The sequence below is a fragment of the Halocatena pleomorpha genome, assembly GCF_003862495.1.
GTDB lineage: Archaea > Halobacteriota > Halobacteria > Halobacteriales > Haloarculaceae > Halocatena > Halocatena pleomorpha.
In genome coordinates, this window is sequence record NZ_RRCH01000037.1 from 23,891 (window position 1) to 41,657 (window position 17,767).

General features: G+C 58.6%; 19 protein-coding genes, 3 tRNA genes and 2 pseudogenes. 14 read left to right on the plus strand and 10 right to left on the minus strand.

Annotated elements, in window-relative coordinates; translation table 11 throughout:
* Window positions 1-102 precede the first annotated feature (102 nt).
* Complete coding sequence (locus EIK79_RS15745; RefSeq protein WP_124956395.1) at window positions 103-1,725, minus strand: BCCT family transporter; 1,623 nt, start codon at window positions 1,723-1,725, stop codon at window positions 103-105.
* A 547-nt stretch (window positions 1,726-2,272) separates the two neighbouring features.
* On the opposite strand from EIK79_RS15745, the gene EIK79_RS15750 reads away from it, so the two are divergent.
* Window positions 2,273-2,503 carry a hypothetical protein gene (locus EIK79_RS15750; RefSeq protein WP_124956397.1) on the plus strand — a complete coding sequence of 77 codons (231 nt, stop codon included), beginning with the start codon at window positions 2,273-2,275 and terminating at the stop codon, window positions 2,501-2,503.
* Window positions 2,504-2,527: 24 nt separating this feature from the next.
* Here EIK79_RS15750 and EIK79_RS15755 read toward each other — a convergent pair whose 3' ends face one another.
* On the minus strand, window positions 2,528-3,760 hold the full coding sequence (locus EIK79_RS15755; RefSeq protein ID WP_124956436.1) for an MBL fold metallo-hydrolase: 1,233 nt from the start codon (window positions 3,758-3,760) through the stop codon (window positions 2,528-2,530).
* Window positions 3,761-3,871: 111 nt separating this feature from the next.
* Here EIK79_RS15755 and EIK79_RS18845 point away from each other — a divergent pair.
* The 3 genes and pseudogenes from EIK79_RS18845 to EIK79_RS15765 form a co-directional block, all read left to right on the plus strand.
* Window positions 3,872-3,988 (plus strand): annotated as a pseudogene (locus EIK79_RS18845) (type I restriction-modification system subunit M N-terminal domain-containing protein); the annotation flags it as partial.
* Between the two features lie 56 nt (window positions 3,989-4,044).
* Window positions 4,045-4,149: pseudogene (locus tag EIK79_RS18850) on the plus strand (metal-dependent hydrolase); the annotation flags it as partial.
* Between the two features lie 142 nt (window positions 4,150-4,291).
* Complete coding sequence (locus EIK79_RS15765) at window positions 4,292-4,534, plus strand: hypothetical protein (RefSeq protein WP_124956399.1); 243 nt, start codon at window positions 4,292-4,294, stop codon at window positions 4,532-4,534.
* A gap of 378 nt (window positions 4,535-4,912) precedes the next feature.
* Here EIK79_RS15765 and EIK79_RS15770 read toward each other — a convergent pair.
* Both EIK79_RS15770 and EIK79_RS15775 read right to left on the minus strand, forming a co-directional pair.
* Window positions 4,913-4,986: transfer RNA gene (locus tag EIK79_RS15770), tRNA-Phe, on the minus strand.
* A 91-nt stretch (window positions 4,987-5,077) separates the two neighbouring features.
* Window positions 5,078-5,151: transfer RNA gene (locus tag EIK79_RS15775), tRNA-Val, on the minus strand.
* Between the two features lie 115 nt (window positions 5,152-5,266).
* Here EIK79_RS15775 and EIK79_RS15780 point away from each other — a divergent pair.
* Both EIK79_RS15780 and EIK79_RS15785 read left to right on the plus strand, forming a co-directional pair.
* On the plus strand, window positions 5,267-5,776 hold the full coding sequence (locus EIK79_RS15780) for a DUF192 domain-containing protein (protein WP_124956401.1): 510 nt from the start codon (window positions 5,267-5,269) through the stop codon (window positions 5,774-5,776).
* Window positions 5,777-5,875: 99 nt separating this feature from the next.
* On the plus strand, window positions 5,876-7,804 hold the full coding sequence (locus tag EIK79_RS15785) for an ABC transporter ATP-binding protein (RefSeq protein ID WP_124956403.1): 1,929 nt from the start codon (window positions 5,876-5,878) through the stop codon (window positions 7,802-7,804).
* Window positions 7,805-7,811: 7 nt separating this feature from the next.
* Here the strand turns inward: EIK79_RS15785 and EIK79_RS15790 are convergent, their stop codons facing one another.
* Window positions 7,812-8,246, minus strand: a complete 435-nt coding sequence (locus EIK79_RS15790; protein ID WP_124956405.1) for a GNAT family N-acetyltransferase — start codon at window positions 8,244-8,246, stop codon at window positions 7,812-7,814.
* Window positions 8,247-8,436: 190 nt separating this feature from the next.
* Between EIK79_RS15790 and EIK79_RS15795 the strand changes: the two genes are divergently transcribed.
* Window positions 8,437-9,165 (plus strand): creatininase family protein, encoded by a 729-nt coding sequence (locus EIK79_RS15795; protein ID WP_124956407.1) that lies wholly within the window; start codon window positions 8,437-8,439, stop codon window positions 9,163-9,165.
* A gap of 64 nt (window positions 9,166-9,229) precedes the next feature.
* On the opposite strand, the gene EIK79_RS15800 is transcribed toward EIK79_RS15795, so the two are convergent.
* Both EIK79_RS15800 and EIK79_RS15805 read right to left on the minus strand, forming a co-directional pair.
* Window positions 9,230-9,646, minus strand: a complete 417-nt coding sequence (locus EIK79_RS15800; protein WP_124956409.1) for a DUF5790 family protein — start codon at window positions 9,644-9,646, stop codon at window positions 9,230-9,232.
* Between the two features lie 109 nt (window positions 9,647-9,755).
* Complete coding sequence (locus tag EIK79_RS15805) at window positions 9,756-10,091, minus strand: dihydroneopterin aldolase family protein (RefSeq protein ID WP_124956412.1); 336 nt, start codon at window positions 10,089-10,091, stop codon at window positions 9,756-9,758.
* Between the two features lie 133 nt (window positions 10,092-10,224).
* Between EIK79_RS15805 and EIK79_RS15810 the strand changes: the two genes are divergently transcribed.
* Window positions 10,225-10,842, plus strand: a complete 618-nt coding sequence (locus EIK79_RS15810; RefSeq protein WP_124956414.1) for a translation initiation factor IF-2 subunit beta — start codon at window positions 10,225-10,227, stop codon at window positions 10,840-10,842.
* Window positions 10,843-10,943: 101 nt separating this feature from the next.
* Window positions 10,944-11,735 carry an NAD-dependent glucose-6-phosphate dehydrogenase Azf gene (gene azf / locus EIK79_RS15815; RefSeq protein WP_124956416.1) on the plus strand — a complete coding sequence of 264 codons (792 nt, stop codon included), beginning with the start codon at window positions 10,944-10,946 and terminating at the stop codon, window positions 11,733-11,735.
* 11 nt (window positions 11,736-11,746) lie between these two features.
* On the opposite strand, the gene EIK79_RS15820 is transcribed toward azf, so the two are convergent.
* A complete protein-coding gene (locus EIK79_RS15820) occupies window positions 11,747-12,433 on the minus strand; it encodes a DUF309 domain-containing protein (protein ID WP_124956418.1) in 687 nt (228 codons plus the stop codon).
* Window positions 12,434-12,523: 90 nt separating this feature from the next.
* Between EIK79_RS15820 and EIK79_RS15825 the strand changes: the two genes are divergently transcribed.
* The 3 genes from EIK79_RS15825 to EIK79_RS15835 all read left to right on the plus strand — a co-directional run bounded on the left by EIK79_RS15825 (window position 12,524) and on the right by EIK79_RS15835 (window position 14,053).
* Entirely contained in the window at window positions 12,524-12,964 is a 441-nt protein-coding gene (locus EIK79_RS15825) for a MaoC family dehydratase (RefSeq protein ID WP_124956420.1), read from the plus strand.
* A gap of 49 nt (window positions 12,965-13,013) precedes the next feature.
* Window positions 13,014-13,088 (plus strand) — tRNA-Ile (locus tag EIK79_RS15830).
* 215 nt (window positions 13,089-13,303) lie between these two features.
* Complete coding sequence (locus tag EIK79_RS15835) at window positions 13,304-14,053, plus strand: C2 domain-containing protein (RefSeq protein WP_124956422.1); 750 nt, start codon at window positions 13,304-13,306, stop codon at window positions 14,051-14,053.
* Here EIK79_RS15835 and EIK79_RS15840 read toward each other — a convergent pair.
* Window positions 14,038-15,063, minus strand: coding sequence for an AAA family ATPase (locus tag EIK79_RS15840; protein ID WP_124956424.1), 1,026 nt, complete (start codon window positions 15,061-15,063; stop codon window positions 14,038-14,040). The genes EIK79_RS15835 and EIK79_RS15840 overlap by 16 nt on opposite strands.
* A 100-nt stretch (window positions 15,064-15,163) precedes the next feature.
* Between EIK79_RS15840 and rnz the strand changes: the two genes are divergently transcribed.
* Complete coding sequence (gene rnz / locus EIK79_RS15845) at window positions 15,164-16,084, plus strand: ribonuclease Z (protein ID WP_124956426.1); 921 nt, start codon at window positions 15,164-15,166, stop codon at window positions 16,082-16,084.
* A gap of 78 nt (window positions 16,085-16,162) precedes the next feature.
* Window positions 16,163-17,011 carry a PhzF family phenazine biosynthesis protein gene (locus EIK79_RS15850; protein ID WP_124956428.1) on the plus strand — a complete coding sequence of 283 codons (849 nt, stop codon included), beginning with the start codon at window positions 16,163-16,165 and terminating at the stop codon, window positions 17,009-17,011.
* Window positions 17,012-17,135: 124 nt separating this feature from the next.
* Here the strand turns inward: EIK79_RS15850 and EIK79_RS15855 are convergent.
* Window positions 17,136-17,767 (minus strand): hypothetical protein (locus EIK79_RS15855; protein ID WP_185715676.1); only part of this gene is annotated, 632 nt, incomplete at its 5' end.

Here is a 17,767-nt window from a genome sequence, read left to right on the forward strand (position 1 = left end):
TTCTGGCCGGTCACGACCAGCTGACAGCCGATCGTTGAGTCTCACGCCGTAAACGACGTAGAGGAGCCAATGGTCGTTCACACTCGCTGTTTCTGGTGTGACTCAGTCGTCAGTTGCCATTCCCGAGTCCGAATCTGACCGCCGCTTGTGGGGCACGGTGGTAGTTGACTCGGCGTCGTCATCCTCATCCACATGCTGTTTGGCGATGCGGTAGCTGCCATAGAGGATCACGAGCAAGAACAGCGAGAACGGGAGCGCCATCGTCACGGACAGCGATTCGATGGCACTGAACTCTTCGAATTGGAGCGATATCATACCGAAGACCGCCAGCAGTGCGCCCCACCACGCGCGGTTTCGTGGGTTGGGGTTTTCGGTGCCGAGCGTGATTGCCGATAGCATGTACACGGCCGAATCGAGCGAGGTGATGATGTACCCCGCGATGACGAAGCAGAACAACACCGCCAACACCGTTCCGTACGGTGTGATGTTGAGTGCTGTAGCGATCGCGGCCGGCTCGCCGGCTTCTATTGCTTGCGCGATCGGTTGCTGGTTACCAGGTGCGAGCACCCACCCACCGATGAGCGAGTGCTGGATCCACGTGAACACTGTGGGGACGATCACGAGCACGGCGAACATCTCTCGGAGTGTTCGGCCTTTCGAGACGCGCGCGACGAAGCTCCCGACGAAGATGCTCCATGCAGCCCACCAAGCCCACCAGAATCCAGTCAGCCCGGCCGCGCCGTTGCCGCCGCCGTTCGGTGCGGTGTACAGCGTCAGCCGGAACATCTCGCTGAGCCAAACCCCTGTCGCGTCCAAGCCCAACTCGAACATGTAGAGGGTTGGTCCTACCACGACGAGCATCGCCATCGCAAGCGTGATGCACACGACAGTTGCGCGGGCAGCGTTGCGGATCCCTGAACGGAGTCCGAGCCAGACGTCTAGGAGGAAAATGACGCCGATGAGTCCGAAGACCGCGTAGGTCAGGATCGCCGCTTCGAACCCGAAGACGCGCCCGATGATGGCGGACATCGTCTGTGCGCTGAACCCGAGCGTCGTTGCGATCCCACCAATAATGGCGATGAGCGCCGCTGCGTCAACGATCCAGTAGAGAAGGGATTTCGATCCCTCCGCGTCAGCGAGCCAATCGGGCAGCCACTTCCAGCCACGAATGCCGGTGAGCATTGAGCTGATCTTGTACTCATCAACACCCCACGTGTAGATGGTGATCCCGAACGCCATCGCAACGGGAAGATACCACATCGCTAGCCCGGGAAACACCTCGTGGATGAACATGAACGCCAGCGCCATTGCTTCGGTAGACGCGCCTGAAACCGGTGCGGGTGAGGGTGGCGATTTGACGATCTGGATCGGCTCAGCAACACCCCAGATGAGAATCGACGCACCGAAACCCACCGTAAATACCATCGAAACCCACGAAAACAGCCCGAATTCCGGCTCAGTGTCCGGTCCACCGATCCGGATCTGGCCGTATTTCGAGACCATAAACAGCACTGTGCCGATCAGTAGCACGAATCCGAGCAGAATGAACCACCACTCGAAATACGTGAGTATCCAGCTCTGGGTAGCGGTGAGTGCGCTGCTCAGAAACGCCGGAGCCACAAGCCCAACCCCACCCAACGCGAGCATTATGGTCATCGTGACACCGAACAGTACGCGTTCAGATCTTGAGGTCCCTTCTAGACCCAAAATGTACCACGAGCCCATTATCGGTTATTCGTCGAAACCGCTCGCTCGCTGCTTCTTGAACGATCACGAACACTGCTGTCGCTACTGCTATCGGTGTTTCGGTTCATACACCAACGTACACCCAACCCAATCGATTGTCACTGAAAAGTTCGTTGCTCCCGTGATCCGAAGCAAGAGCTTTTCTCTCGACGGATGTCAACGTGTCACCAGATCGGTTCGATACGTGTGCGCTTACAGGCAAAGCGTCTCCTTCTTCACCGGATCGGAGCTGTGTCCTCCTCACCGATCAGATCAATGTTTGTCCCTTCGATGCGTTTTATACCCTCCTCGATGATGTACTCGATACTGGGGTATCGAACGATACGTCATTGAAACATACTAGTAGCTATGAAGTGTGTTGGTTCAGTGGATGGGGCACTACGGTGTGAAAACAGCGATACGGGCGTATGCATGCCTGTAAATAAGAAAAAGTGCCTCAGACAAATGTTGATTTGCTTGGTATAACACAATACTATGATATGGCGTATACGTTATTAAATTGATTATACTCCAGTAAAGACCAATCATGACATCGAAACTTAAAGCAGCATTGACCGCTGTCCTGTTGTTGAGTCTCGTCGCCGGTGGAATGGGTACCGCTGTGGCTGAAACGACCGATATCGACAGTGGGGAGACCACGATCGTCAACGACGACGATGCCGTCGACGCCGACGAGCTCCTCGACGACGTCAACCTGAACGTTCTGGGCGGTCTGACTGACGGTGACAGCGCAGTTCTCCTCCCCGCCCTCGCTTAATAGCGGCGCGAGCGTACCCATTTTTTATACGACGATCCGGTCGTTTAGCGCCGGTGCCCTCGCGGTATAGCCATCGGACTGGAGTTCGGTTGCAAACGAGACGCAGTCATCGCCGTGATTGACCAAGATCGCCGCGTCTCGATACGATTCGAGGAATTCGAACAGGCCGTTTCGATCCGCGTGGGCTGAGAAATCGAATGATTCGACGCGGGCGCTCACGGGCAGTACGCGCCCATCGATTTCCGCTCGTCCGGTTTCGAGTAGCTCTCGGCCCGGCGTTCCTTCGACTTGGTAACCGGTGAGCGCAACCGCGTTCGTGGGGTTCGATCGAATCGCGGGGAGGTACGTCATCACCGGGCCGCCGGTCACCATGCCAGCGGTCGTAAGTATTGTCGTGTTCGTGTCTGCGACGCGTCTGCGTCGTTCATCACCACCTGAGACGGTTCTGACGGCGGATTTTGCGCGTCGAAACGCGTCTGGATCACGGAGATAGCTCGGATACTGGCTGAGCAGTTCCGTCACGCGCGTGCCCATACCATCCACGTGGCAGTCGATGTCGTTAGCCGTACAGATCATGCTCAACTCCTGTGTCCGGCCAATCGCGAACACCGGAACGACAACCGTGCCACCGTTCCAGACGGTCGTTCGGACGGTTTCGACGAACTGGCGCTCCAGTTCGGAACGGTCGGTGTGTGCTACGTCGGCGTACGTGCTCTCACAGATCACCACGTCCGCCTCCGGCCGGGCGGTCGTGCCAGCAATAAGTCGTTGGTCGTCGGTGTGAAAATCGCCGGTGTACAGCAGGCGCGTCTCCCCGTCGTCGACCAGCACGTGGGCGCTGCCGGGGATGTGGCCCGCGTCGTACAGCGTGATCTCGTGGCCGGCTGCCTCGAACGGCTCCCCATACGCATGGGCGGTTGAGACCTCTCGCATCCGCCGGACCTCCTCTGCGGTGAATGGGCAGTCGTACGTCCCGCCGTGGAGTTTCAGCGTGTCTCGGGCGAGCAGGTGGGTCAGCTCGCGGGTGGGGGGCGTCCAGTGGATCGCAGGGCGGTCGGTGCCCGACAGCAGCGACGGCAGCGCCCCCACGTGGTCAAGGTGGCCGTGGGAGAGCACCACCGCCTCGGGTGTGACCGACCCGACTGGAAAGCGTGGCGGCGTGTCGTTCATCATTCCATAATCGAGCAACAGCGTGTCGTTGACGAGCACTGCGCTCCGTCCCACCTCACGAGCACCGCCCAGAAACCGGAGTTCCATCGTGCGGTGTATCGCGCTACAGCCGTTTGCCTCCACCGGCTCACGGTGCTCAATCGGTGACGCCGACGTAGTACCGCAGCCTATATCATGATCGCTCGAAACAGGTCGGATATGACTCTCTCATTGGATGAACTTGAATCTCATCTGTTCAAGTGTGCCGACATCATCCGGGACGCTGTCGATCCGACGGACTACAAGGAGTACATTCTGCCGCTGGTTTACTACAAGTAGATTATCTTGTCGTTCACGAACTCGCGCATCTAACTGAGCAGCATCACGGACGGGCGTTTTGGCAGCTCGTTGGGGAGTACGTTCCGGACTACAAAGCCACGGCCCACTGGCTCGAAGTGAACAGTGTACAGTTGATTTTTAGCGATGATGATCTATGAAAATCATTGTCAAACTACAGATAACGATCATCAAGGTAAGCGATTGAACGCAGACCTTGCAGGGTATATCGATTAGCGACTAGCTCAAGGGACTTCAGAGTAGTGTTTAACCTTGACTACCTCCTATAGAGATGAAACAACAATGGATGACAACAAAGAGACTGCTGACAAATCGACGGTAACAGTAAAACCGACAGGTTCCGCTGGAGCGTGGGATGCCTATCTCCGTAGAGATGAAACAGAAGCAATGGATGATATTGAGGCCGAACAACGTGATGATGGGCAGTGGCGTGGTCTTCTCGATGGCGAAGTTGTCACAGTTCAATCATCACGAGGAAAAGCCCTCGATATGACCCGAGTAACGAAAGAAGAAGGGAGTGAATAGCATCGGTTGGCTGTTGAATCGCCCAGCGTACAGACAGGTCGCTAAAGTTGCGGATTTTCCCGCCTGTTATCGTATAATAGTCACGATATCGCCAGTATCGCAACAATATTCTGTCAGATTGGTCTGCTCCTGATGACTCCAGTGGCTTAAAGAGCATTCAACAAGGAACTTTATTCATCTCTCATTGCAGGAATTCGGAGGGGTTGGGTCCCATGCTACATCTACTGCGAATAAAACATAGTGCCGCCTCCCGGATTTGAACCGGAGGAAGACGGTCTGGCTCGCTCACTCCGTTCGCTCGTCAGACCGTCTTCCAGGGTTCAGAATCCGCTCGGCGTCGTTTCTTCAGCTGTTCACTCCGTTCACAGCTTCAGAATATGCCGCCTCCCGGATTTGAACCGGGGACAGCTCGATCTTCAGTCGAGTGCTCTCCCAGTCTGAGCTAAGGCGGCTCATGCTGAGCAACGACGAGGAGTTGAAAAAGCGTTTCGAAACGCTCGGCCGAATCACGGGCGTGGACGGCGCTTCCTCCCTCGATGCTCATGGGTCCGGGCGGAGTCGAACCACCGATCTCGTCCTTGTAAGGGACGCGTCATAAACCACTAGACCACGGACCCACACCCGAACACACACCCCCGATCCGAATAACACTTTCCGTTCGTCGGTCGCTCGTTGTCCGCTACTGGCTCCCTGTCGGGACTGTTTAGTTCTCTCCCTTCTAACCGCAGACGAATGGTCTCCAAATGGGTTCGGACCTCTCTTGGCGTGGTTATCGCGTGGCTCATCCTCGTGCTCGTCCTCGTAGGCACGGGCGTGATCTCGCTTCCGATTCCGGCACCGTCGCCGGACAGCTACGATCACGCCACGGTGACGATCCACGACGAGAACGGGACCCGCCTCGGCAGCGTTGACGCCCGCGTTGCCGACACCACCCACAAACAGTACACCGGACTGAGCGACACGGAGCACCTTCCGAAAAACGACGGAATGCTGTTCACCTACGACACTGCCCAGAACCACACCTACGTGATGCGGGAGATGGATTTCGGTATCGACATCGTCTATATCGGACCGAACGAACGGATCACGTCGATCCACCACGCACCGAAACCCCCCGAGGGAACCGATGGGACCGACTACCGCTACCCTGGATACGGCCAGTACGTGCTGGAGGTGAACCACCACTGGACGACCGAACGGGGTATCGACGTCGGTGATCGTGTCCAGATCGAGAACGAATAGAACGGATCCACTACTCGCTGTGCATCGCGATCACGGTCAGACGTGATATGTTGACAGTTTCCACGAAGCCTTTTGCAGAATCCGATTGTATCGTAATGAATGGAACGTACCGTCGACGAAGATGACCCGTTTGAAGAGCAACGGGAGAACGCGACGAGTCCGATGCGGCGGTTGTTCTCGGAGTATGGCCGCAAGAACCCGGTCGCGTTCGTGAGTGGCGTGAGCGCGAGCATCGTTGCACGGATTCTCGATCTACTTCCGCCGTTGCTGCTCGGTCTCGCGGTCGATGCGATCTTCTACGGCGAGAAGGCGTTTTCCCTCTGGATCGTGCCCCAAGCGTGGTTGCCGACGAACGAATCCGATCAGCTCGTCCTGTTGGCGTCTCTCATCGCTGTCTCCTTTTTCGGGGGCGCGGCGTTTCACTGGACGCGCAACTGGGGATGGAACGTGTTCGCCCAGAACATCCAACACGATGTCCGGACGGACACTTACGACAACATGCAGCGGCTGAACATGGACTTTTTCGCGGACAAACAGACTGGCGAACTGATGTCCGTGCTCTCGAACGACGTAAACCGTCTTGAGAAGTTCCTCAACGACGGCATGAACTCCGTGTTTCGGCTGTCGGTGATGGTCGTTGGGATCGGCGTGATCCTCCTCGCCAGCAACTGGCAGCTCGCGCTGATTGCGCTGCTTCCGGTGCCCCTCATCGCCATCTTCACCTACAAGTTCGTGCAGACGATCCAACCAAAATACGCCGAGGTCCGTTCTTCGGTCGGGCAGGTCAACTCCCGACTCGAAAACAACCTCGGTGGCATTCAGGTGATCAAGACCGCCAACACGGAGGGGTATGAGTCCGATCGGGTTGATGACGTTTCACGGGACTACTTCGATGCGAACTGGGACGCCATCGAAACCCGAATCAAGTTCTTCCCCGGACTGCGGGTGATTGCCGGTATCGGGTTCGTGCTCACGTTCGCCATCGGGGGGTACTGGGTGTTCACGTACCAGACGATGGGGACTGCTCCCGGTCCCTTCACCGGTGAACTTCTGGCCGGCGAATTCGTCGTGTTCATCCTCTACACCCAGCGCTTTATCTGGCCGATGGCCCAGTTCGGACAGATAATCAACATGTACCAGCGCGCGTACGCCTCCGCGGCCCGGATCTTCGGGTTGATGGACGAGCCGAGCCGGATCGCTGAGAATCCCGATGCCGAGGAACTCGCCGTTTCTGACGGTGCTGTCGAATATGAGGATGTGACGTTCGGCTACGACGAGGAGACGATCGTCGAAGATGTTTCGTTCACGGTTGACGGTGGGGAGACGGTCGCGCTTGTCGGACCGACGGGTGCAGGGAAGTCAACCGTGTTGAAGCTCCTGCTCCGGATGTACGACGTGAACGAGGGTGCGATCCGGATCGACGGCGAGGACATTCGGAACGTAACCATCCCGAGTCTCCGCCGACACGTGGGCTATGTGAGTCAGGACACGTTCCTGTTCTACGGCTCAGTGGGAGAGAACATCGCGTATGGGGCGTTCGACGCCGACGAAGAAGAGATCGAGGCGGCCGCAAAGGCCGCGGAAGCCCATGAATTCATCACGAACCTTCCAGAGGGCTACGACACCATGGTCGGTGAACGCGGCGTGAAACTCTCGGGTGGCCAGCGCCAGCGCATCTCCATCGCACGGGCGATCCTCAAGGATCCGGAGATCCTCGTGCTTGATGAGGCGACGAGTGACGTTGACACCGAAACCGAGATGCTCATCCAGCGCAGCCTCGACCGACTCACAGCTGACCGAACCACGTTCGCCATCGCACACCGGCTCTCGACGATCAAAGACGCGGACGGCATTCTCGTCCTTGAAGACGGACAGATCGCTGAACGAGGCACACACGAGGACCTGATCGACACTGAGGGGCTGTACGCGCATCTCTGGGGCGTTCAAGCGGGCGAGATCGACGACCTCCCACAGGAATTTATCGATCGGGCCGCGGAGCGACAGGCCCAAACCGGAGCCGACGACTGAGTTGCCTTCACTGCAACGGCTGTTTGTACACGTAGCTCGCCCGCTCCATGTCAGCGCGTTCTTCGTAAAACCGATGGGCGTCCGTCCTCTGCACTCCCGAGGAGAGCGCAACGAGTTCACACCCCTGCTCGTCGGCCCACTCCGCAATGAACGTCAACAGCGCCAGTCCGTGTCCCGATGACCGACGCTCGGCGTCAGTAACCAACTCACACACCCATACGTGACGGCCATAATACATGTTTATTTGAATCTGAACCCCTGCGAGCGCGGCGATCTCGCCGTCTACTAGGCGGGCGAACAGCCGGTAGCCGTCCGCCGTCATCTGTCGCACGTAATCGAGATACGTCTCTTCATCGAGATGGGTCCGTAGTTGGCTCATGACCGGGAACGCCGATCGCCACTCCGCTTCGGTCACCAGCTCCTGAATGTCCGTTTCGGCCATCCGTTGTGCGGAGGAGGGATTGTCACTAACCGGTATCGATCCCAATAGCGACCGGCGAACAGTTTGACGCAGGCGAACAATCGATGCGTCACCACTCGTAGCAGATAACCGAAAGCTACTGTCGAAGAATGATCACTCTGAGAGACGGCCGTCCCATCTGCTTAAATCTATCGTGCCCCCTTGGGGTGATATGCAGCTTTCGGAGAGCACCTGGACAGATGTCGAGAACGCCGACACAGATCTCGCATTGCTTCCCGTCGGCTCGACGGAACAACACGGTCCACACGCCCCGCTCGGGACGGACACCGTGATCGCGTCTGCCGTCGCTGAGACCGCGGATGAGCGGTACGACGGTGATGTCGTCGTGGGACCGACGGTTCCGGTCGGGATAGCGGAGGAACACCGGCATTTCACCGGCACGCTGTGGGTTACCGAGGAGACGTTCCGGCGATACGTTCGAGAGACGATCGAGAGCCTCATCCATCACGGGTTCAACCGCGTCATCGTCGTCAACGGCCACGGGGGCAACGTAGACGCGCTTCGGGAGTGTTGTGCCACAATCTCACGACACGAAGCCGCGTATGCAGTGCCGTTCACGTGGTTCGAGGCCGTCTCCGGCCGAATGGGTCATGGTGGCACGCTCGAAACCTCGCTCATTAGTCACCTGCGCTCGGAACTCATACGCGATGACCGACTTGCGGAAGCAACGGAGAACGGGACCGACCACTGGGGCGAGTGGCAGTCCGGAACGAACCTCGCGTACGATTCTGCGGAGTTCACCGAGAACGGCGTCGTGGGCGATCCCTCACGAGGCGATGGCACGCTCGGCGCGGAGCTGCTGGACGAAGCTGCAGCCGCTCTCGTTGAGCTGATCGAAACGGTTTCGGCGCGAGGGCTGACGCCCCCCGAACGCTGGTGATGGATCGATCCACTCTGATCGGGTCTGTTGCCGTCGGATGCGGATCGAACACCGGACGCCTCTTCTAGTCCGACTCGTCGCGTTCCTCGGTGGTGTCGACTTCATCGAGCATGCTCCGTAGTTCCGGAACTGTGCGTGTGAGATCACCTACCTGCTCGTGTGCGGTTTCGAGATCTTCAACGATGGTTTCGAGCCGTTCGATCTCTGCATCAAGATCCTCGGCGTCATCGAACGCGTCTGCCCGTTTGCCCATCGTATACCACTTCTTGGCGTCCCGGAGGTGCGTCGCAGCGTCTCCCGTTTCAAGCGCCGAGTGGAGGGCGTTGAGCACTCCAAGGCTGTTGTCGGCCTCGACGGTCCAAATCGTCTCGGTGTCGGGGAGCGCCGCCCGGGTCGTCTCCAAACTCGATTCTACGTCGGTCCGGATCTCGTTCGCTGCCTCCCCAAACAGTTCGTCGTCGTCGAGGGTCGTTTGGCTCATGGTAGGCGGTTTATCCCGGGTGAGTATAAACGCCCGCCCGAGACCGAAAGTGAAATAAAGGGTTGTTCTATCCCTGTCGTTGGAGTAGTTTCGTGGCCGTGGCGACCAGCTACTCCTCAACAACGTCGACGACGCGCATGAGCGGATAGCCGTCTTCCATCCCCATCTCGGCGTGGACGATGCAGTCGGCGTACTCGATACGGAGCGTAACGTCCATGTACTCCCCCGTAAGTTCCGTGTACCCACGAGTGGTTTCGAGTTCGTCAGTGTGGATATCGACCGATACGTCGGTACAGCCGGGTTGGTTTTCGATGCTTTCCTCAATCGCGGCTTCGAGACTGTCCGCGTTATCGGCACTAACCGGGGTACCAGCAAACTGGTGATAGAGCGCCCCGAATTTCACGCCTGCCTCGAAACAGGCCGTTTCGCGGTCCGTCGGGTCCATAGGGGGGGTCGTATTCCCGTCACTAAATGCCGCCCGATTTTGATCCACCGGACACGCGCTTGATTCGAATCACGTCTCCCATGTGGCGGTGTATCTCGCAACGGGTTTACGGCTCAAGGTCCTTCTATCATGTATGGATTACGAATCGAGCCTCGACAGAGCCATGGATGCGGTTCCGGACATCCAATCGGAGGGTGAACGGCTTTCGGTACCCAATGCCAACGCACAGAAAGACGGTGCGTTCACCCGGTTGACGAACCTTGAAGACATCGCTGAGACGGTGTCTCGGTCGCCGGACCACCTCCACCGGTTCATCCAGCGCGATCTCGGGACGAACGGTAAGCTCGACGACGGTGTGGGTCGATACAACGGCACCTTCTCGGGGTCCGATTTCGATTCGGCTGTCGACTCCTACGTTGATGTGTACGTCCTCTGTGCGGAGTGTGGGCTGCCTGACACCCGTCTCGTGACTGAGGACGGCACGCCGATGCTCAGATGTGACGCCTGTGGCGCATTCCGTCCGGTTTCGAAACGCCGTCGGAGCACCACTCAAACCCAACAACGCGACGCGATCGAAGAGGGCAACACGTACACGCTTGAGATCGTCAGTACTGGCCGAAAGGGCGATGGGGTCGCTGAGCGCGGGGAGTATACGGTGTTCGTACCAGGGGCTAGCGAAGGTGATGTTGTTGATGCCTACATCGAGAACATCTCCGGCTCGCTCGCGTTCGCACGATTGGTATCGAACTGATACAGCTCGATTCGTTGCTCCCCGCTCGTGAATGTTTCACGTTCTATCGCGGTCATTCGAACCGCACGATTCTTACTGGTAACCCTCGTTTTGTCGTATGAATGGCTACGTCGGTGTTGCTCACGGGGGCCGCGGGGCGGGTCGGGGGTGCCATCCTCGGTGGTCTCGGACAGAAGTACGATTGGCGATTGCTCGATCGGGAGCCACCCCCAACAGAGACGGGCACAAGCTCGGATCTAGAGTACAACGTCACGAATCACGAGTATATCGCGGCCGATCTCTCCGATACCAGTCGTGTCCGTGAGTCGATGTCCGGTATCGATGTCGTGGTCCATCTCGCCGGTGATCCCCGTCCGGAAGCCGGGTGGGACAGCGTGTTGACGAACAATATCGATGGCACACACACCGTTTTCGAGGCTGCGCTTGACGCCGGCGTCGAGAAGGTCGTGTTCGCCTCGTCGAATCACGTCGTTGGACATTACGAAACCGAGCGCAAGCCCGATATATATCGGAGCAGTGATGATTATCGGCTCGATGGCACGGAGCTTCCACGGCCCTCGAACCGGTACGGCGTGAGCAAAGCCACAGGCGAGATCATCGGGCGGTATTTCCACGACGAGCACGATCTGAGCGTTATCTGTGTCCGTATCGGTAATCTCACCAAGGATCATCCTCCTATCGACTACGAGCGCGGACAGGCAATGTGGCTCTCTTACCGGGACTGCGCCCACCTCTTTGATTGTTGCATCACTGCTGATGTCGATTACGAGATCGTGTATGGCATTTCCGATAATGACCGCAAATACTACTCGATCGATCGCGCCCGCGAACGACTCGGCTACAATCCACAAGATAACTCCGCTGACTACGCCGAACTCGAACCTCGGAGCTGAGTCTCACCTGATCACTCGAACAGGCCTTTCACATCCGATTCTTGGGTTGTTCGTCGACGAACGTGGTCGGAAAGCCGTTGCCGTGCGGTGTCGCGTTCGACGCCATCACTCCGGAAGATATCGACGAGCAGCGTGACGAACGGACTCGTCGCCTGCCCTGCTTCGAGATCGGCACGGCCGTACTCGATTGCGCGATCGATGAGTGCCCGATCACCGCCGTGTTCTTCCGTGAGTACGCGGGCCGCGATGGCGATTGCTCCGAACGGGAGTTCCCCAAGGCGCACTCGTTCACCAGCCACGACGATCCCGACTGGCGGCTCGCGCTCGATGCGTGCCGGATCCCGTTCCAACGCTGTGAGATACCCGCGAAGCGGATCGAGAGACACCGCGCGGTGGGTCGAACCCAACCCGGAGAGATACTCCTGCCCGCTCCGTGCAAGCCCCGTTGTACCCGCCCAGTTGCGCTGGTCGGCGTGGTACACCGCTGCGGTGAACTGGATCAGTCCGTTGAGTAGCTCTCGGTCAGGTCCGTCCTTCAAGTCGAGCCACACCGATTCCCACGCGTCGTGGGCCGCGTGGAATTCGCCCGCATTATAGATTGCCGCACCGGCACGGAGATGTGCGCCGAAATCCTCCGCGAGTTCCGATTCCCTCTCCGTCTGTCCGTGCTCGTCGTCCACAGTTGAGTTGGAGTCCATACGATCGAGTTGTTTCTGTGTCCGCAAAACCATCTCGTCGAGGCGAGAGCAGTACGGCAGCGTTATCCTTCTCCTCACCGCAGACCCGGTATGCTGTCCGGTTATTATGAGGACATCGAGATCGGTACAACCCAGGAGTTCGGCAGCTACACCGTCGAGAAAGAGGAACTCGTCTCGTTTGCCGAGCAGTACGATCCCCAACCCTTCCATGTTGACGAATCGGCCGCCGAGGAATCGCTCTTTGGTGAACTCGTCGCCAGCGGGTGGCACACTGCAGCGATGACGATGCGGATGCTCGTCGACAACAGTTCAGCCGATTCGCGCGCGATGGGCGCTGTCGGCGTCGATGAACTGCGATGGAAAGAACCTGTTCGCCCAGGAGACACGCTTTCGGTACGGACCGAAGTCATAGACAAAGAGCCGTGGGATGATGCTCTCGGACTCATCTCCTCGCGTACGACTGTCTTCGCGGGAGATACCGAGGTCATGGCGATGACCGGACGCGTGCTCTATCAGAGGCGGGCGGAGTAGCGCTAGCACCGTAGCGTTAAAGACATCAGCCCGAAAAGAACTATCCAGCGGGCCCTTAGCTTAGTCTGGTCAAAGCGATCCGCTCATAACGGATTGATCGCTGGTTCGAATCCGGCAGGGCCCATCGACACTGACCACGGCCTACTATCAGAACTTATAAACGTACCGGCGAGTACGGTGGTGAACCGTATCTATTATGTTATCGGTTCAGGCGATAATCGGGGACACCGAATCGATACGTAGTGTAGTTTTCTATAAGGTTCTTTCAGCGTTCTCGCCCCGTTTTTGACTGGCAAAGCAACGATGCGCTGATACGGGATGAGTCCAAAAGGGAACCGAATGAGTCGACGACGAGGTCCACGGGGAAGAGAAAGAGACACCACGAGCAACCAGAGCCAACAGATATTACAAGTTGTGCTCATCGGTGCAGGGGTTCTGTTTCTGTTGATCGGGGCTGTCATCGCGGCAGGGATCAACCTCCCCGGCACTGGCGCGCTATCGAACACCGGTGACGACAGCAGCAGTGCATCCACTCCTGACCCGGAACAGACACCGACGGCGACCAGCGAGATGTCTTCTGACACCACGACGGAAGAGTCGACAGAGACAACCACAACGACAGAAGAGCCAACAGAGACAACCACGACGACGGAAGAGCCAACAGAGACAACCACAACGACAGAAGAGCCGACACAAACGTCGTCCCCCACGCAAACGACAACCGAAGCGACCCGAACGGCCACTTCCGGCGGATTGAGCATCGTGGACACCACTGATCAGAACGGCAACGGTTACGTTTCTGATTTCGACATCACGGTCAGGGCAGACACACGGCTGGCGGGCATGGATTCGGGGAAAAACGGCGATCCGTATCTTGCCGTCCAAATTAACGGCCAGCAGTTCGGACGGACGGATATACTGAAGCAACGAACTGCAGACGGCGTATTCTCGATCGATGTCAAGCCGTCGGACCTCGCGCGGTACGATCGGGGACAGTTACAGATAACCGTTCAACTGATGGACAGAGATCCCGGACAGGACGAACAGGTTGATTCGTGGACCCAGACTGTGAATTACGAACCAGAGTGAACGCGGGTTTCATTCCGTCCGAGTTCCGCCAGCAGTCGCGAGAGATGGAGTCGGTCGTTCGTTCCTTCAGTAAGCTCTGCGTCTACTTCCCCAGCGAGCCGGTGAATCTCGGCTCTCTTTTGTCCCGAGTACCGGGAGCGCGCGACCGATAGCACGTCCGACAGCACCTCACTGCCGCTGTAGCCGTCCTCAATGAGGAGATCGTCGAGCGTGTTTCGTGCGTCGGTGAACTGCCCGTCTTCGGCGTCACTGAGCATTTCTTCGACGGTGTCTGTGAGTAAGACGTCCCCGAGTGCTTCATAAGCAGCTGACATGGTTACTTCGCCGTGTTCCTCGAAGGTGGTTTGGGCACCGAGGATTGCCCGGCGGAGATCACCGCTGGCGTAGCCAGCGACGTACTCGACGCCGTCACTGTCGTATTCGACACCTTCGGCGTCGAGTATTTCGGACAGAACCGTCACGGTCTCGCCGTGTGTTGGCGCACGCACGGGGACGGTGAAACACCGCGATCGCAGCGGCCCGATCAGCGTTGCGGGTTGACGAGTGGTGATGACGAACTGGGTGGTGCGGTGGTGCTGTTCCATGATCCGGCGTAACGCCTGTTGGAAATCCTCGCGGATCGATTCGGCGTTGTCGAGGAGGATCGTCTTGTAGGTTCCCGTGACAGGGGCATACCCCGCCGATTCCTTGAGTACATGATTGATCATCTCCCGTTTCGAGAGCCGGCTCCGGCCCGTGAGAAACGGCGCGAACCGCGGATCGTTTTTGATCTCTGTTTTCGTCCGGGAGAACACGTCGTCGACGTTGATCTCGATCAAATCGTTGTCGGGATCCTCGTGAGTTTCGGTAGCGAGCGCCCGAACAGCAGCGGTCTTCCCGACTCCCTTTGGTCCAGCGAGAATGAGGTTCATCGGTTCGTCGACGGCACGAGTGAGTTCCTCGCGCACTCCCTGCTGTGGAAGCGATTCGATGGTGGGTTGGTGGGTCTCGATCCACAGCGGTGCGTCCATACCACTGTCTTGCTCCAAGTGGGTAAGAATCGGTCGATTCCTCGATCGGGCTGCTTTCGACTTTCGAAGCGGCTATCCGGCGGGCATGGCCAATAGATGTATGCACGTGACGTTTCTCGGGACGAGCGGGGCGATCCCGTCGGTCGAGCGCAACACCAGCGCGGTGCTGGTCCGACGCTCGGGCGAGCGGTTTCTCTTTGACTGTGGCGAGGGGACCCAGCGCCAGATGATGCGGTATGAAACCGGGTTCGACGTGTCCCATGTGTTTCTCACACACCTGCACGGCGACCATGTGCTCGGTCTTCCGGGGCTGTGTCAGACGTGGGATTTCAACGATCGAGAATCACCGCTCGCGATCCACACGCCGCCCGGAACGAAACCCGCTATCGAGTCGTTGCTCGGGGTTGCTGGCACGGATCCCGACTATCCGGTGTCCGTTCATGAATCTCGTCCGGGATCCGTCGCCGTACGTGGTGAGGAGTATGAGATCCGCGCGTTCAGAACGAATCATCACACCCAGTCGGTCGGCTACGCGCTCATCGAAGACGAGCGCAAGGGACGGTTTGACCGCGAAACTGCAGAAGCGCTCGGTGTCCCCGTCGGTCCGAAGTTCAGTGCCCTCCACCGTGGGGAATCGGTTGAACTGGAGGACGGAACGGTCGTTCATCCTGAACAGGTTGTTGGTCCGTCTCGGCCCGGCCGTCGGCTCGTCTACACGGGCGACACCCGACCGACTAATGTGACGGTCTCGGAGGCCAGAGACGCTGATCTGCTGATTCACGACGCGACGTTTGCTGACGACAACGCTGGCCGTGCGCGACAGACCGATCACGCCACTGCCCGAGAGGCAGCAGACATAGCTAACCGAGCTGGCGCGAAGCGGCTCGCACTCGTTCATGTCTCGACTCGCTATGGCGGGGCTGTCGATCGACTCGAACGCGAGGCCCGCGAGGCGTTCGACGGCACGGTGTTCGTTCCAGACGACGGCCAAGCGATCGATGTTCCGTTTCCCGAGGAGTGACGTCTGTCCGGTCGTGTGTCTCGACACCGTTCATCACCGGCCATCAATGCTTTTCGTGATCCGACGAGCAGCTTTCGTATGCGCTTTCATATCGTGGACGTGTTCACCCAGCGCCGATACGCCGGCAACCAACTCGCTGTCGTCGAAAGCCGTGGTGAGCTGTCCGATGACGAGATGCAACGGATTGCTGCGGAGATGGACTATTCGGAGACGACGTTCATCGAGTCGTTCGATCCCAGCGGTGGATACGACGTGCGCATTTTCACCCCTTCCGAGGAGATCCCCTTTGCCGGACACCCGACACTGGGCACGGCGGCTGTCCTCCGGGAGCGAACAGGTGCTGATGAGATCGATTTGGAGCTGCCGGTCGGAACGATCCCGGTTCGGACCGAGGGCGACGGTGAACAGGAGACGCTCTGGATGACGCAACGACAGCCCGAGTTCGGTGAGCGGTTGGAGCGGGAGCCGGTTGCGAGGGCGCTCTCGTTGTCGCCGGACGATCTGTCTGGGGACCATCCCGTTCAGATCGTCTCGACGGGGCTTCCGACGATCATTGTGCCGCTCACTGGTCGTGTTGCGCTTGAACGAGCAAGCATCGACCGAGCGGCCTACGACGCACTCGTCGAATCGAGAGACGCAAAGAACGTGTTTATCTTCTGTGCTGAACCGCGCAGCGACGACAACGACCTCGCGGCGCGGATGTTCGCGCCGTACCTCGGCGTGCCTGAAGATCCCGCTACAGGTAGTGCAAACGGCTGTCTCGCGGGTTATCTGGTCGAGCAGAGGGGCGACGACGTGGCGCTCCGGGTCGAACAGGGCTATGAGATGGGTCGTCCGTCGGTGCTCCATCTGCGCGCGGACGAACACAGTAACAGTATCGACGTCGGCGGCTCGGTCGTTCGGGTCGCCACCGGTGAGTTGCTCTAAACCCACCTTTTTTCCGCTCGGGTACGCTCCGCGTACCCTCACGCAAAAAATCTGGACCAAAAAAGGCCGCTCGCTGACGCTCGCGGTGCTGCGTCTTACCCGACCCGCTACCGCCTTTGTGTTCTCAATCGTCGGCGTGGACGACGGGAGCCTCGCTCACGACACGCGCCACCTCTGGATACTGCTGGCGCAACCCATCGAGATCGCCACGCTGGCGATAGTGGCAGTACTCCGCCAGCGTTGCGACCAGTGCAGCTGGGGCACTCATCGCCTCGGGCTGTTCGGTTATCTCGGTCGGGTCCTGACCGTCTTCCGGCGTGTACACTGACTGCACGACGGTGCCGTCACGCTGTTCGTGGTATCGCACCCGGCCGCCGTTCTCGAACCAGCCCGTGACGACCATTTCGCCCGTCGCTTCATAGCGCGTGATGTTCGCAATGCCGGGTAAATCGTCGTAGTTCACCTGTGATCGGCCGAGTCCGGCGGTTGCTAGAATCTCCTCGATCTGGGTGGCGTGGGCGCAGCCTGTACTCCGACACGGCTTGCACCACACTCCTGTGCCTACGTCCATCACGTAATACAGCTCCGCCTTCGAGATCTTTGATCGATCATCAAGAGTCGAGATGTTCACCGACTCACCAAGCCGATCCCAGAACTGAAACACTGGCAGCGTCATCTCCTTCCCCCCGCGAACGAAGTTCCCGTGAGCGCAGCGAGCGGGAGCCAACGAGTCGCAGCGCGAGCGGAGTGAGCGAC

Coding starts and splice junctions, on each gene's coding strand:
- EIK79_RS15810 (WP_124956414.1), top strand. CDS start 10,225: ATGGATTACGAATCGAGCCTCGACAGAGCCATGGATGCGGTTCCGGAC.
- rnz (WP_124956426.1), top strand. CDS start 15,164: ATGCACGTGACGTTTCTCGGGACGAGCGGGGCGATCCCGTCGGTCGAG.
- EIK79_RS15800 (WP_124956409.1), bottom strand. CDS start 9,646: ATGAGCCAAACGACCCTCGACGACGACGAACTGTTTGGGGAGGCAGCG.
- EIK79_RS15825 (WP_124956420.1), top strand. CDS start 12,524: ATGCTGTCCGGTTATTATGAGGACATCGAGATCGGTACAACCCAGGAG.
- EIK79_RS15765 (WP_124956399.1), top strand. CDS start 4,292: ATGGATGACAACAAAGAGACTGCTGACAAATCGACGGTAACAGTAAAA.
- EIK79_RS15835 (WP_124956422.1), top strand. CDS start 13,304: ATGAGTCGACGACGAGGTCCACGGGGAAGAGAAAGAGACACCACGAGC.
- EIK79_RS15780 (WP_124956401.1), top strand. CDS start 5,267: ATGGTCTCCAAATGGGTTCGGACCTCTCTTGGCGTGGTTATCGCGTGG.
- EIK79_RS15785 (WP_124956403.1), top strand. CDS start 5,876: ATGGAACGTACCGTCGACGAAGATGACCCGTTTGAAGAGCAACGGGAG.
- EIK79_RS15750 (WP_124956397.1), top strand. CDS start 2,273: ATGACATCGAAACTTAAAGCAGCATTGACCGCTGTCCTGTTGTTGAGT.
- EIK79_RS15850 (WP_124956428.1), top strand. CDS start 16,163: ATGCGCTTTCATATCGTGGACGTGTTCACCCAGCGCCGATACGCCGGC.
- EIK79_RS15795 (WP_124956407.1), top strand. CDS start 8,437: ATGCAGCTTTCGGAGAGCACCTGGACAGATGTCGAGAACGCCGACACA.
- EIK79_RS15840 (WP_124956424.1), bottom strand. CDS start 15,063: ATGGACGCACCGCTGTGGATCGAGACCCACCAACCCACCATCGAATCG.
- EIK79_RS15805 (WP_124956412.1), bottom strand. CDS start 10,091: ATGGACCCGACGGACCGCGAAACGGCCTGTTTCGAGGCAGGCGTGAAA.
- EIK79_RS15755 (WP_124956436.1), bottom strand. CDS start 3,760: ATGGAACTCCGGTTTCTGGGCGGTGCTCGTGAGGTGGGACGGAGCGCA.
- azf (WP_124956416.1), top strand. CDS start 10,944: ATGGCTACGTCGGTGTTGCTCACGGGGGCCGCGGGGCGGGTCGGGGGT.
- EIK79_RS15790 (WP_124956405.1), bottom strand. CDS start 8,246: ATGGCCGAAACGGACATTCAGGAGCTGGTGACCGAAGCGGAGTGGCGA.
- EIK79_RS15745 (WP_124956395.1), bottom strand. CDS start 1,725: ATGGGCTCGTGGTACATTTTGGGTCTAGAAGGGACCTCAAGATCTGAA.
- EIK79_RS15820 (WP_124956418.1), bottom strand. CDS start 12,433: ATGGACTCCAACTCAACTGTGGACGACGAGCACGGACAGACGGAGAGG.